This window comes from Pseudomonas putida (assembly GCF_025905425.1).
GTDB classification, from domain to species: domain Bacteria; phylum Pseudomonadota; class Gammaproteobacteria; order Pseudomonadales; family Pseudomonadaceae; genus Aquipseudomonas; species Aquipseudomonas putida_AF.
Genome location: NZ_CP109603.1, coordinates 470,001 through 483,661, shown reverse-complemented (window position 1 = coordinate 483,661; position 13,661 = coordinate 470,001). Strand labels below are relative to the sequence as shown.

Annotated in this window: 10 protein-coding genes and 2 rRNA genes (1 of these 12 only partly in view); 4 read left to right on the top strand and 8 right to left on the bottom strand. The window is 60.6% G+C overall.

Annotated features, from left to right (window positions below; all coding sequences use genetic code 11):
• Positions 1-11: 11 nt before the first annotated feature.
• From OGV19_RS02215 to OGV19_RS02200, 4 genes are read left to right on the top strand one after another with little or no spacing between them, the layout of a single operon-like run.
• Positions 12-539: a TRAP transporter small permease gene (locus OGV19_RS02215; protein ID WP_264311930.1), complete on the top strand. Its 528-nt coding sequence runs from the start codon at positions 12-14 to the stop codon at positions 537-539.
• Positions 540-1,820 (top strand): TRAP transporter large permease, encoded by a 1,281-nt coding sequence (locus tag OGV19_RS02210; RefSeq protein ID WP_264311929.1) that lies wholly within the window; start codon positions 540-542, stop codon positions 1,818-1,820.
• A 53-nt stretch (positions 1,821-1,873) separates the two neighbouring features.
• Positions 1,874-2,797, top strand: a complete 924-nt coding sequence (locus tag OGV19_RS02205; protein WP_264311928.1) for an EamA family transporter — start codon at positions 1,874-1,876, stop codon at positions 2,795-2,797.
• Positions 2,798-2,823: 26 nt separating this feature from the next.
• Complete coding sequence (locus OGV19_RS02200) at positions 2,824-3,693, top strand: aldose 1-epimerase (protein WP_264311927.1); 870 nt, start codon at positions 2,824-2,826, stop codon at positions 3,691-3,693.
• 48 nt (positions 3,694-3,741) lie between these two features.
• On the opposite strand, the gene OGV19_RS02195 is transcribed toward OGV19_RS02200, so the two are convergent.
• The 8 genes from OGV19_RS02195 to OGV19_RS02160 all read right to left on the bottom strand — a co-directional run.
• Positions 3,742-5,037: an MFS transporter gene (locus tag OGV19_RS02195; RefSeq protein ID WP_264311926.1), complete on the bottom strand. Its 1,296-nt coding sequence runs from the start codon at positions 5,035-5,037 to the stop codon at positions 3,742-3,744.
• A gap of 190 nt (positions 5,038-5,227) precedes the next feature.
• The gene (locus tag OGV19_RS02190) at positions 5,228-6,124 is read right to left on the bottom strand and encodes a LysR family transcriptional regulator (protein ID WP_264311925.1); all 897 of its coding nucleotides are present in this window, start codon (positions 6,122-6,124) and stop codon (positions 5,228-5,230) included.
• A gap of 66 nt (positions 6,125-6,190) precedes the next feature.
• Positions 6,191-8,215, bottom strand: a complete 2,025-nt coding sequence (locus tag OGV19_RS02185; RefSeq protein ID WP_264311924.1) for a pyridoxamine 5'-phosphate oxidase family protein — start codon at positions 8,213-8,215, stop codon at positions 6,191-6,193.
• Positions 8,216-8,242: 27 nt separating this feature from the next.
• A complete protein-coding gene (locus tag OGV19_RS02180) occupies positions 8,243-8,872 on the bottom strand; it encodes a glutathione S-transferase family protein (RefSeq protein ID WP_264311923.1) in 630 nt (209 codons plus the stop codon).
• A 173-nt stretch (positions 8,873-9,045) separates the two neighbouring features.
• Positions 9,046-9,597, bottom strand: a complete 552-nt coding sequence (locus OGV19_RS02175) for a UPF0149 family protein (protein ID WP_264311922.1) — start codon at positions 9,595-9,597, stop codon at positions 9,046-9,048.
• Between the two features lie 126 nt (positions 9,598-9,723).
• A complete protein-coding gene (locus OGV19_RS02170) occupies positions 9,724-11,367 on the bottom strand; it encodes an acetolactate synthase large subunit (RefSeq protein WP_264311921.1) in 1,644 nt (547 codons plus the stop codon).
• Positions 11,368-11,656: 289 nt separating this feature from the next.
• A 5S ribosomal RNA gene (gene rrf / locus OGV19_RS02165) occupies positions 11,657-11,772 on the bottom strand.
• A gap of 135 nt (positions 11,773-11,907) precedes the next feature.
• Positions 11,908-13,661, bottom strand: a 23S ribosomal RNA gene (locus OGV19_RS02160); it runs 1,139 nt beyond the window's last position.

Below are 13,661 nucleotides of genomic sequence, written 5' to 3'. Positions count from 1 at the left end.
TGGTGATGCCTATGAAATCGCTATTTCTGAACGTGAACGACACGCTGTACCGCAGTTGCATCTGGATCGCGGGCCTGTCGATCCTGACCATGACGCTGATCATCCCGTGGGGCATCTTCGCCCGCTACGTGCTGGGCACCGGTTCCAGCTGGCCGGAGCCGGTCTCGATCCTGCTGATGGTGGTGTTCACCTTCGTCGGTGCCGCCGCCAGCTACCGGGCTGGCGCGCACATGGCGGTGGCGATGATCACCGACCGCCTGCCACCGCTGCAGCGCAAAGTGGTCGGGCTGCTGGTACAGGTGTTGATGATTCTGGTGTGCGTGTTCATGACCTACTACGGCGCCAAGCTGTGCATCACCACCTGGAACCAGTACCTGGCCTCGCTGCCCGGCATTCGCGTGGGCATGACCTACGCGCCGATCCCGGTGGGTGGCGTGCTGACGCTGATTTTTGTCGTGGAAAAACTCCTGCTGGGCGACCAAAGCAACCGCAAGGTGGTGCGCTTCGACCTGGCTGAAGAAAGCGAAGGAGCTGCGTAAATGGATGCGTTCATTCTGTTGGGCAGTTTCATCGCGCTCATCCTGCTGGGCATGCCGGTGGCCTATGCGCTGGGGCTGTCGGCATTGATCGGTGCCTGGTGGATCGATATCCCGCTGCAGGCGATGATGATCCAGGTCGCCAGTGGGGTTAACAAGTTTTCGCTGCTGGCGATTCCGTTCTTCGTGCTGGCCGGCGCGATCATGGCCGAGGGCGGTATGTCCCGGCGGCTGGTGGCATTCGCCGGGGTGCTGGTGGGCTTCGTGCGGGGCGGGTTGTCGCTGGTCAACATCATGGCCTCGACGTTCTTTGGCGCTATCTCGGGCTCGTCGGTGGCCGACACCGCGTCGGTGGGTTCGGTGCTGATTCCGGAAATGGAGCGCAAAGGCTACCCGCGTGAGTTCTCCACCGCCGTGACTGTCAGTGGCTCGGTGCAGGCACTGCTGACCCCACCCAGCCACAACTCGGTGCTGTACTCGCTGGCGGCGGGTGGCACGGTGTCGATCGCCTCGCTGTTCATGGCTGGGGTGATGCCCGGGCTGTTGCTGAGCGCAGTGATGATGGGCCTGTGCCTGATCTTCGCGAAAAAGCGCAACTACCCCAAAGGCGAAGTCATTCCGTTGCGCCAGGCGCTGAAAATCGCCGGTGAGGCGCTGTGGGGGCTGATGGCGATGGTCATCATCCTCGGTGGCATTCTGTCGGGTGTGTTCACCGCGACCGAGTCGGCCGCCGTGGCGGTGGTCTGGTCGTTCTTCGTGACCATGTTCATCTACCGCGACTACAAATGGCGTGACCTGCCCAAGTTGATGCACCGCACGGTACGCACCATCTCGATCGTGATGATCCTGATCGGCTTTGCCGCAAGCTTTGGCTACGTGATGACGCTGATGCAGATCCCCTCGAAGATCACCACCACGTTCCTGACCCTGTCGGACAACCGTTACGTGATCCTCATGTGCATCAACTTCATGCTGTTGCTGCTGGGCACGGTAATGGACATGGCGCCGCTGATTTTGATCCTGACGCCGATCCTGCTGCCGGTGATCAATGGCATCGGCGTGGATCCGGTGCACTTCGGCATGATCATGCTGGTGAACCTGGGCATCGGTTTGATCACGCCACCGGTGGGCGCGGTGCTGTTCGTGGGCTCGGCCATCGGCAAGGTGAGCATCGAGTCGACGGTGAAGGCGCTGCTGCCGTTCTACCTGGCGTTGTTCCTGGTACTAATGGCCGTGACCTACATCCCTGCCATCTCGCTCTGGCTGCCCAGCGTGGTGCTGTAAAGCCAAATGGGGCCGCTTGCGGCCCCATCCTCTTTTGCAAATGGATCCTGCACATGGCTGTTCCCTCCTCTGCCCCACCTCTCTTTCCTCGCAAGCTGGCGATTGCGCTATTGGCGCTGCTGGCATGCTCGTTCGCCGCCAACCACGTTGCCGCGCGCATCGCCTTCGATGACGGCACCGGCGTGCTGCTGGCGATTCTCTGCCGCTCAGGCATCACCTTCCTGGTCCTGGCCTGCCTGCTGTTGTGGCAGCGCCAGGCACTGGGCCTACCGACGGGTACGCGGCGCTGGCAACTGCTGCTCGGCCTGCTGATCGCCACGCAGAGCCTGTGCCTGTATTCGGCGGTGGCGCGCATCCCGGTGGCACTGGCGCTGCTGGTGGGCAATACCTTCCCGATGTTGCTCGCGCTGCTCACGTGGGCGCTGGGCGGCGCGCGCCCGACGGGCCGCACCGTACTGTTCATGGGCCTGATTCTCTGCGGCCTGGTGCTGGCGCTGGATGTACCGGCACGGCTGGCCGACAGCGCCGACGCCAACCCGCATTGGGCCCAGGGCGTCAGCCTGGCCTTCTGCGCCGCGTGTGCCTTCGCCTGCGCGCTGTGGATTACCGATCACAAACTGGCCGCCGTGCGCGGCCCGGTACGCAGCCTGCTGACCTTGCTGATCGTGTTCTCCAGCATGCTGGTCGCAGGCGTAAGCGGCGTGATGCCTTCCGGGCTGTCGCTGCCCGCCAGCACCAGCGGCTGGGCGGCGTTGGCCAGCCTGGTGGTGCTGTATGGCGTGGCCTTCACCCTGCTGTTTGTCTGTGTGCCCCGGCTGAACATGGCGCAGAACGCACCGGTGATGAACATCGAACCGATCGCCACCCTGCTGCTGGGCTGGGCGTTGCTCGATCAGCGCTTGAGTACCTTGCAACTGATGGGTGGGGCCGTGGTGGTGTGCGGCATCGTACTGTTGACCTACCGCCGGGCGAGCTGAGCAAACCCTTCTGAAAGGAGCCGCTGATGGCTGTCACCGAACTGCACCTGCAAGACCACCTGACCCGCCTGAGCCTGGCGCCAGAACTGGGCGCCAGCCTGATCAACTGGGAAGTGAAGGCGACCGGGCAGGCGCTGCTGCGCCACTCCGACCAGGCCGCGCTGGCCAGCGGTACGCCGCGGCAACTGGCCTGCTACCCGTTGGCGCCCTGGTCCAACCGGATTGCCGAAGGTGGTTTCGCACGGCCCGAGGGCTGGCTGGCCTTGGCGCCCAACACCGCACATGACGCCTACCCGATACATGGCACGGCCTGGCAGCAGGCCTGGCAGGTGGACCACCACAGTGAGCGCCGTGCCCGGCTGACGCTCGACAGCAAGGTGCCATTTGCCTACCGGGCGACGCTGGATGTGCACCTGCAGGCGGGGTGCCTGAACCTTGACTTGCATGTGACCCACCTGGATCGAGCGGCCACCTGGTATGGGCTGGGGCTGCATCCTTATTTCCCGCGCTACCCGGACACTCGCCTGAGCGCTGCGGCGCAGCATGTGTGGCTGGCTGAACAAGACCGGCTGCCATCGTGCCGGGCAGCGGTGCCGCAAGACTGGCGCTTCGAGGCACCTGGCGCGCTGCCAGCGACTGGGGTGGATCATGCATTCGGCGGTTGGCCTGGCAGCTGCGTGATCGAACAGCCCAGCGCGGGCTATGCCCTGCAATGCACTGCCAGCGGTTGCGAGCACTTCCTGTTGTTCTGCCCCCCGGGCAAGGCGTTTTTCTGCTTCGAGCCGGTCAGCCACCCGATCAACGCGCATCACCTGCCAGGGCGACCAGGGTTGCGGTTGCTGCAGCAGGGTGAAGCGATGAGCTTGGGGTTCAGGATGCAGTATCGGGCGCTGTAAACGGGTTGCCTGTATTGGGGCCGCTCTGCGGCCCCACGACCTCAAGCTTTAAACAAGCACTTCGCCAGTGGCCACGCCCTGACGCGCCACCGGCTCACCCCGTACCTCGCGCGCGACCTTCCACACCAGCACCGCCGCAATGATATCGAACGCTGCCAGCACCACGAACAGCGGGCTGTAGCCTATCTGCGTCACCAAAATCCCGAACACCAGGGTAAACACTGCCGCCCCCAGGTAACCGCACATCCCGCCCATGCCTGTCGCGGTAGCCACCTGATCCTTGCTGAACGAGTCCGAGGTGATCGAGTACAGCGCCCCCGACAGCGTCTGATGCGCAAAACCGCCAATGCACAGCAGCAAAATCGCGGTATACGGGCTTTCCACCAGGCCGATGCACGCCGGGCCGATCATGCAGCTGGCACCAAACACCAGCACCATCTTGCGCGAGGTGAACAACGACACCTTCAAGTAACGGTGGAACAACGGGCTCAGGTAACCGCCGAGCACGCAACCGATGTCGGCAGCGAGGAACGGCAGCCAGGCGAACATCGCCACTTCCTTGATGTTCATGTGCCGCTCAGTCATCAGGTACAGCGGGATCCAGGCATTGAAGGTCTGCCAGGCCGGCTCCGAAAGAATGCGCGCCGAGGCGATGGCGTAGAAGTTGCGGGTCTTGAAGATGCGCTTCCAGGCGCCCTTCTCACGTTTCTCGTCCTTGAAGTGCGCTTCCTGGCCAGAAAGGATGTAGTCACGTTCGTCGCTGCTCAAGCGCTTCTGATCGCGTGGGTGCTTGTAGAACAGCATCCACAGCACGGTCCAGACGATGCCAGATACCCCGACGATCACGAAGGCAAGCTGCCAGCCGCTGTGCAGGATCGCCCACACCACCAGGGGCGGCGCCAGCAAGGCACCGAGTGAGGAGCCGATGTTGAACCAGCCGATGGCCACCGAACGTTCCTTGGCCGGGAACCATTCGGTGGTGGCCTTGACGCCGGCAGGCAGGCCGGCCGCCTCGGTCATGCCCAACACGCCGCGCATAAACGCCATGCTCTGCCAGCCCGTGGCCAAAGCCGCGCCGGCACAGGCCACCGACCAGGCCATGGCGAACACGGCAAAACCCAGTTTGGTGCCGATGAAGTCGATGAACCAGCCGGCAACCGGCTGCATGAGGGCGTAGCACACCTGCCAGGCGGCGACGATCTTGGCGTATTGCTCGGTCGTGATGGAGAGGTCGGTCATCAAGGTGGGGGCAGCCACCGAGAGGGTGTTGCGGGCGAGGTAGTTAACGACGAGCCCAGCCGTGACGAGGCTGACCATCCACCAACGGATGCCTTTCATCTTCATGGATCACCTGAATATTATTTTTAGAGGCGCGGGTGATTGGCTCAATGCCGGCATGGCGAATTGAGACAATTTGTTTCAGGCGAAGATTGCCATGTCATAGGTCGTCGTACAACACAAATTATTAACTGGAACGCTATGGACTGGCCTGACGCGATGAGATCAAGCCAAAAAATCAGATTGTTGTACGATCTCAATCCAGCCCTTGGGCACGCAGATCATGGGCCAGCATGTCGATGAACGTCCTCACCTTGGACGACCCGTACTTGCTCTCCCGGTGCAGCACATGAATCGGCCAGGGCGCCTCCTCATACTCGGCAAGAATCACCTGCAACTGCCCGTTCGCCAGCTCGTCCGCCACCTGATAAGACAGCAACCGCGCAATACCCAGCCCACCACTCGCTGCGGCGATCGCCCCATCATTGCTGGTCACCGTCAGCCGGGGCTTCATGCGCACCAGGGTCGGTTCATCGGCCACACCGAACCGCCAACCGGCCCGGGGCGACAGATTGGTCGTGCCAATTACCGCATGACCCGGCAAATCCGAAGGGTGCTGCGGTACGCCATGACGCGTCAGGTAATCGGGTGAGGCACAGAGCATGCGCCGCACCCTGCCCACGCGCAGCGCCTTGAGCCCGGAGTCTGGCAGCGGGCCGATACGCACAGCCACATCCATCCCCTCCTCGACCATGTTCACCACCCGGTCGAGGAAGTACGCAGACACGTCGACATCGGGGTAGCGCTGCAGGTAACGAACGATGCACGGCATGACGTACTTCTTGCCAAACAGGATAGGCGCGGTAACGGCCAGATCGCCTTTGGGCGTGGCATTGATGCCAGCCGCGGCTTCATTGGCCTCGTGGATGCTGGCGAGGATGTGCCGGGTGTCCTCAAGATAGCGGCCACCTGCCTCGGTCAGGCGCACACTGCGGGTGGTGCGCAGCAGCAGCTTGACCCCTAGCTGCTCTTCCAGGGCACTGACGGCACGGGTGACCGCTGCGGGCGAGATGTCCAGCCGGCGGGCGGCAGCGGCGAAGCTTTCCAGCTCGCCGACTGCGACGAACACCTTCATCAGGTGAATCTGATCCATGCCGGCTCCTGGGGTGTCGGGGGGTTATCGGGTATCTGCGGTTTTATACTGCCTGTACAACTGAAATCAAAGCTCAAGCACCAGCCCTGCTTCCTCCCCTTTACCCGGCACGGCACAGCAGATCAGTACCGCCCCCGCTTCAGGCATCTCCGCTGGCGGGTTCGGGTAATGCACCTGCCCGCTCACCACCTTGGTCTTGCAGGTGCCGCATGAACCTCCCCGGCAACTGAAATCCGGCGACAGCCCGCGCGCCTCGGCAAGCTCCAGCAAGGTGCCGCTGCCCGGTACCCAGCGCGCCTCCTTGGCCGAGCTGGCGAAGTACACCGGCACAGGTTCGCTCGCAGCCGGTGGCTGTGGCAGCACAGGTTGGTCGTCATCGGTGTGCCGCCTGAGGGTCGAAGGCCCGAAGGCTTCGGCGTGTATGCGAGCGTCGGGCACGTGCACGGCGCGCAAGCCTTCATACAGGTCCTGGGTAAAACTGGCTGGGCCACACAGGTAAACGTCGTAGTCATCCAGCGTCAGTGTGGCCTTCACCTGCTCGATGCCAAGCCGGCCAACATGCTCGTAGTCACGGCCCTGCACAGCAGTTGCTTCCGGCTGGCTCAGGCAGCGGTGCAGGCTCAACAGCTCGCCCGCCTCCTGTCGCAGGCTGTCGAGCTCTAGCTGGAACGGCAAGTCAGCCAGGCTGCGCGCACCGTGAAACAGGTGAATACGCCGTGCCTGACGCTTGGCCAACTGCTCGCGCAGCATGGCGATCAGTGGGGTGATGCCCACGCCCGCGCCGATCAGCACGATCGGCCGTTCGCTTTGCTCATCCAGGGTAAAACTGCCCATGGGTAGGCGCACGTCGAGCAGGTCACCCACGGCGATGCGCTCATGCAGATAGCGCGATGCCGGGCCCTGAGCCTTGACGCTGATGCGCAGGTAGCCGTCCGACGGCGCGCTGGAAACGCTGTAGGTGCGAATCAGCGGGGCATCACTGCCCAACGCAATGCGCACTGGGATGTGCTGCCCCGGTGCAAACGCCACCGGTGCATCTGCTGCCAGATACAGCGAGCGTATATCCCGGCTCTCCTGCTCCAGGCGCACCACGCGCCACGCCAACCATTGACGCTGGCGTTCGCGCTGCTGCAGGCGCTGTTCGGCCTCGGCCCAAGTGCCGGTCATCAGGCTGGTTGGCGCGTACGCCTGCAATGCCCAGCGTAGCGACACCGCAGCCGGGCGCCACACCACCTGCTCGACATCCAGCGTCCACAGCCGCTCGGCACCCTCGAACGCGTTGATGGCAGGGCTCTGCAGTATCACCTCGGTACGCCCACAGAGCTGCAGTACATTGCCAGTGGCGAAGTCGATGAACAGCAAGCCTGCCTGCGGGTTGACCAGCAAGTTGCCCAGTGTGTTGAAGTGCAGGTTGCCGGCGTAATCGGGAATGGTCAGGCGGTTGCCTTCGACTTTGACGAACCCTGGCCGGCCGCCGCGGTGCGACACATCCACAGAGCGCTGACCGCCTTCATGGTCAACGAAGCTTGCGACAAAGAAGGTGTCGGCCGTCTCGATCATGGTGACCGCACGAGCATCCAGCGCTGTCGCATCGAAGCGACCTTGTGCGGGCTCATCGATGCGGGTGTAGTCGCGCAGCTGGATGTACTGTGGGCAGTTGCCGAACGACTGCTCCACTGTCACGTGCAACTGCCCGTGGGTTGCCTGGGTGATCAGGCCGTTGATACGGTTGCGCCGACGGGTATGCAGCTCGATCCCCAGCAGCCCTATCGCCTGCCCGCTCAGCAGCCCTTGTGTAGCGGGGTCATCTGCTTTCAGATTCGCATTGATCAGCAACCGCCGTGGATCAGGCGAACTGACAAAACCTTCCGGGCCTTCGAGCAGGGTTGCCCACGGCTTGCCGTGGGCATCCACGCTGCCCGCCACCATGAACGGCAGTTGCTGATAGAACGCGCGATGCTGGTCAGGCATGTAGTCGCGAATAACCTTTTGCCCGAACACCTCCATGCGCTCCGACACACCGACCTTTTCCTGCAGGATCTTCTCACCGCTGTGCCAAGGTGACGCGCGATGGTCTGGGAGCTTACGCATGGGGGCATTCCTCGCAAGGGTGCGGATTCAGACAGTGGCTTGCAGGCCCACCGCTGTGCGCGGCATAGGCACGAAACCTGGCAGCGCTTCGATACGTGCCAGCCAGCTGCGTACGTTGGCGTAGGGCTCCAGCGAGACGTTGCCTTCCGGTGCGTGGGCGATGTAGGAGTAGTTGGCAATGTCGGCGATGGTAGGTTCGCTGCCTGCCAGGAAAGACCTCTTGGCCAGTTCGGCGTCGATCACCTTGAGCAGGGTATGGGCGCGACTGATGACTTCATCGGTGTTGAACGAGGCACCGAACACCGTGACCAGGCGCGCGGCGGCAGGGCCAAAGGCCAGTGGGCCTGCTGCGACCGACAGCCAGCGTTGCACGCGAGCGGCTGCTGCGGGCTCTTCGGGCAACCAGGTACCGTGGTCGTATTTCTTTGCCAGGTACACCAGGATGGCGTTGGAATCGGCGATGACAGTACCGTTGTCATCGATGACAGGGACTTGGCCAAAGGGGTTGAGGGCAAGGAACTCGGGTTGCTTGTGCGCACCTTTGGCGAGGTCGACGAAGACCAGCTCGGTGGGCAGGTTCAGCAGTGAGAGCATCAGTTCGATGCGATGGGCGTGGCCAGACTTGGGGAAGTTGTAGAGCTTGATAGGGTTCGACATGGGCTTGGCTCCTGGTCAGCGCCGGGATGGGCTGATGCAGGCCATGTTGGACCGATTCGACCCGCAGCAGAATCAGCGCTGGGGGGAAACCATAATTTCGCTTAGCGGAATAATGCTTGTAGAAGCGGCGTTAATCCGCTTCTACAGAGGAATGCATTGGCTACATTTTCGGCTCAGTGGTGCTGATTGTGAAAGCGATACAGCTGACGTGCCGCCTCGATCACGTGAGGCACACACGCTTGAATGTCCTGTTCACTCATTTGATCGAGCAACTCGAAGTTGTCTTCCAGACCATGCAGCGAAATCGCCTTGAGCAACTGATCCTGCTCTGGCGGCAACTCGCCCCAGTTAGCGACCTGCGTACCGCGCATATAGCCGAAGCACCACTCCTCCATGATGATTGAAGTACCTTGCTCGCCTTCTCCCTCTTCGAACACCGGTTCGAAGTGATCGACGTTGTCAGCGAGTTGTTCCGCCACTTGGCTGGCATAACGCAACATCAGCGCCGTGTACGCCTCTTCATGGGCAGGCTTCTTGAATTTTGGCACCTTGCCACCCGCAACTGCAGGCAACCATTGTTCGGGGAGGACAGTGGCCGGGGAACTGGCCAGGGCAGTAAAAAAGCCATTGAGCTCGGCCAGGTTGATCACTGAGTAATCGTTGCCGTAAGTGATCAACAGATCTTCAAGGCGATCGAGTTCTTTTTCGCTGAGCGCGGGGAGCATGTGCGGGTGTCCTGGGTGAAGATTTGCGTGCACCCTAGCACATGGGGAATCGATCAAGGAATTTGTTGCCTGGCCCAAAGCGTTCGCGGGGCAATTCGGATTACCCCGCGAACAGGCCGTCAAGCCTTATACCGCCAGCGCGCGCTCACGCAGCTCGCTGTTGAGGATGCGGTCGTTCTCGCTGTAGTCAACCGGGCAGTCGATCACGTGCACGCCTGGGGTCTTGATGCAGTGCTCAAGCAGCGGCAGCAAGCCTTCGGCGCTTTCCACGCGGTGGCCATTGGCACCGTAGGCTTCGGCGTATTTGACGAAGTCCGGGTTGCCGTAGTCCAGGCCGAAATCGGTGAAGCCCATGTTGGCCTGCTTCCAGCGGATCATGCCGTAGCCGTCGTCACGCAGGATCACCACGGTGATGTGCATGCCTAAGCGTACTGCCGTTTCCAGCTCCTGGCTGTTCATCATGAAGCCGCCGTCGCCACACACCGAGATTACCGGGCGGTCCGGGTACACCAGGTGCGCGGCCATCGCCGACGGCAGGCCTGCGCCCATGGTTGCCAAGGCATTGTCCAGCAATACGGTGTTCGGCTTGTGGGCCTTGTAGTTACGGGCAAACCAGATCTTGTAGATGCCGTTGTCCAGGGCAACGATGCCCTCGGATGGCAGCACGCGACGGATGTCGGCCACCATGCGCTGTGGGTAGACCGGGAAACGGTCGTCATCGGCGCCTTCGGCGATCTGCGCTTCGTTTGCTTCACGGATGGCCATGAGGCGGGTGAAGTCCCAGTGCGAAGTGTCGCTCAGCGCTTCGCTGATCTGCCACACGGCGTTGGCGATGTCGCCGATCACTTCGACCTGCGGGAAGTACACGGCATCGACTTCGGCGGAGCGGAAGCTGATGTGAATGACTTCGGTGCCGCCACGGACCATGAAGAATGGCGGCTTCTCGATCACGTCGTGGCCGATGTTGATGATCAGGTCAGCGGCTTCGACGGCGCGGTGCACGAAGTCACCCGACGACAGTGCAGCGTTGCCGAGGAAGCGCGGGTGGCGCTCGTCGACTACACCTTTGCCCATCTGGGTGGTGATGAACGGGATACCGGTTTTGTCGATCAGTTGCTTGAGGACTTTGGCGGTCATCTTGCGGTTGGCACCGGCACCGATCACCAGGATCGGGTTGCGGGCGTTTTGCAGTTTCTGCACAGCAGCTTCGATGGCCACGTGCTCGGCCAGAGGTCGACGGTGCAGGCTGCGCGGGATCGGCAGTGCGTCGGTTTGCTCGGCGGCGATATCTTCAGGCAGCTCCAGGTGCACGGCGCCTGGTTTCTCTTCTTCAGCCAGACGGAACGCTTCACGCATGCGAGCCGGAATGTTGTCAGCCGAGGCGAACTGGTGAGTGTACTTGGTGATGGGGTCCATCATGCCGCACACGTCGATGATCTGGAAGCGGCCCTGTTTGGACTTCTTGATCGGCTTCTGGCCGGTAATCATCATCATCGGCATGCCGCCGAGGTAGGCATAGGCACTGGCGGTGACCAGGTTGGTCGCGCCGGGGCCGAGGGTCGACAGGCTGACGCCGGTCTTGCCGGTCAGGCGGCCATAGGTCGCGGCCATGAAGCCCGCAGACTGCTCGTGGCGGGTCAGTACCAGCTTGATCTTCGACTTGCGCAGGGATTCCAGCAGGTCGAGGTTCTCCTCACCGGGAATGCCGAACACATACTCGACACCTTCGTTTTCCAGGCATTGCACAACGACATCGGCGGCCTTGGCCATCTTGCTCTCTACCTCAAGTGATAGGACGGTGAAAGTCCATAAATGCGCAGCACGGCACGCTGGCATCGCTCTATCCGGGCGCGAGGTTGCCCCGAACCTAAGTCTTGACGCAGCCTAGGCAGGGCAAAGTCACGTGTACGAACAGGAATAATTGTCGCACCCTTGAGCACGGTTGGAGAGGTACAGGACGGACAAAACATCTTTGCCAGAAGACAGCGCTTCGAGGGTAAAAATGCTAGAAAGACAAAACCCCTACCTGCTCGCGCAGATAGGGGTTTTGCGAAATGAATCTTGACGATGACCTACTCTCACATGGGGAAACCCCACACTACCATCGGCGATGCATCGTTTCACTACTGAGTTCGGGATGGGATCAGGTGGTTCCAATGCTCTATGGTCGTCAAGAAATTCTGTAGCCAGAATGTCCAGATGGACAGCCCAGCGAATTCGGATATGCGATATGTGTGGTTACGAACTTTCGGTTATTTCGTCTTCACCACCACAATTCGGCGTCTTACGCTCAAATTGCTTGGGTGTTATATGGTCAAGCCTCACGGGCAATTAGTATTGGTTAGCTCAACGCCTCACAGCGCTTACACACCCAACCTATCAACGTCGTAGTCTTCGACGGCCCTTTAGGGGATTCAAGATCCCAGTGAGATCTCATCTTGAGGCAAGTTTCCCGCTTAGATGCTTTCAGCGGTTATCTCTTCCGAACATAGCTACCCGGCAATGCCACTGGCGTGACAACCGGAACACCAGAGGTTCGTCCACTCCGGTCCTCTCGTACTAGGAGCAGCCCCTCTCAAATCTCAAACGTCCACGGCAGATAGGGACCGAACTGTCTCACGACGTTCTAAACCCAGCTCGCGTACCACTTTAAATGGCGAACAGCCATACCCTTGGGACCGGCTTCAGCCCCAGGATGTGATGAGCCGACATCGAGGTGCCAAACACCGCCGTCGATATGAACTCTTGGGCGGTATCAGCCTGTTATCCCCGGAGTACCTTTTATCCGTTGAGCGATGGCCCTTCCATACAGAACCACCGGATCACTAAGACCTACTTTCGTACCTGCTCGACGTGTTTGTCTCGCAGTCAAGCGCGCTTTTGCCTTTATACTCTACGACCGATTTCCGACCGGTCTGAGCGCACCTTCGTACTCCTCCGTTACTCTTTGGGAGGAGACCGCCCCAGTCAAACTACCCACCATACACTGTCCTCGATCCGGATAACGGACCTGAGTTAGAACCTCAAAGTTGCCAGGGTGGTATTTCAAGGATGGCTCCATGAGAACTGGCGTCCCCACTTCAAAGCCTCCCACCTATCCTACACAAGCAAATTCAAAGTCCAGTGCAAAGCTATAGTAAAGGTTCACGGGGTCTTTCCGTCTAGCCGCGGATACACTGCATCTTCACAGCGATTTCAATTTCACTGAGTCTCGGGTGGAGACAGCGCCGCCATCGTTACGCCATTCGTGCAGGTCGGAACTTACCCGACAAGGAATTTCGCTACCTTAGGACCGTTATAGTTACGGCCGCCGTTTACCGGGGCTTCGATCAAGAGCTTCGCTTGCGCTAACCCCATCAATTAACCTTCCGGCACCGGGCAGGCGTCACACCCTATACGTCCACTTTCGTGTTTGCAGAGTGCTGTGTTTTTAATAAACAGTCGCAGCGGCCTGGTATCTTCGACCGGCATGGGCTTACGGAGCAAGTCCTTAACCCTCGCCGGCGCACCTTCTCCCGAAGTTACGGTGCCATTTTGCCTAGTTCCTTCACCCGAGTTCTCTCAAGCGCCTTGGTATTCTCTACCTAACCACCTGTGTCGGTTTGGGGTACGGTTCCCAGTTATCTGAAGCTTAGGAGCTTTTCTTGGAAGCATGGCATCAACCACTTCGTCGCCTAAAGGCAACTCGTCATCAGCTCTCGGCCTTGAGATCCCGGATTTGCCTAAGATCTCAGCCTACCACCTTAAACTTGGACAACCAACGCCAAGCTGGCCTAGCCTTCTCCGTCCCTCCATCGCAATAACTGGAAGTACAGGAATATTAACCTGTTTTCCATCGACTACGCTTTTCAGCCTCGCCTTAGGGACCGACTAACCCTGCGTCGATTAACGTTGCGCAGGAAACCTTGGTCTTTCGGCGTGGGAGTTTTTCACTCCCATTGTCGTTACTCATGTCAGCATTCGCACTTCTGATACCTCCAGCAAGCTTCTCAACTCACCTTCACAGGCTTACAGAACGCTCCTCTACCGCATCATCATAAGATGATACCCGTAGCTTCGGTGCA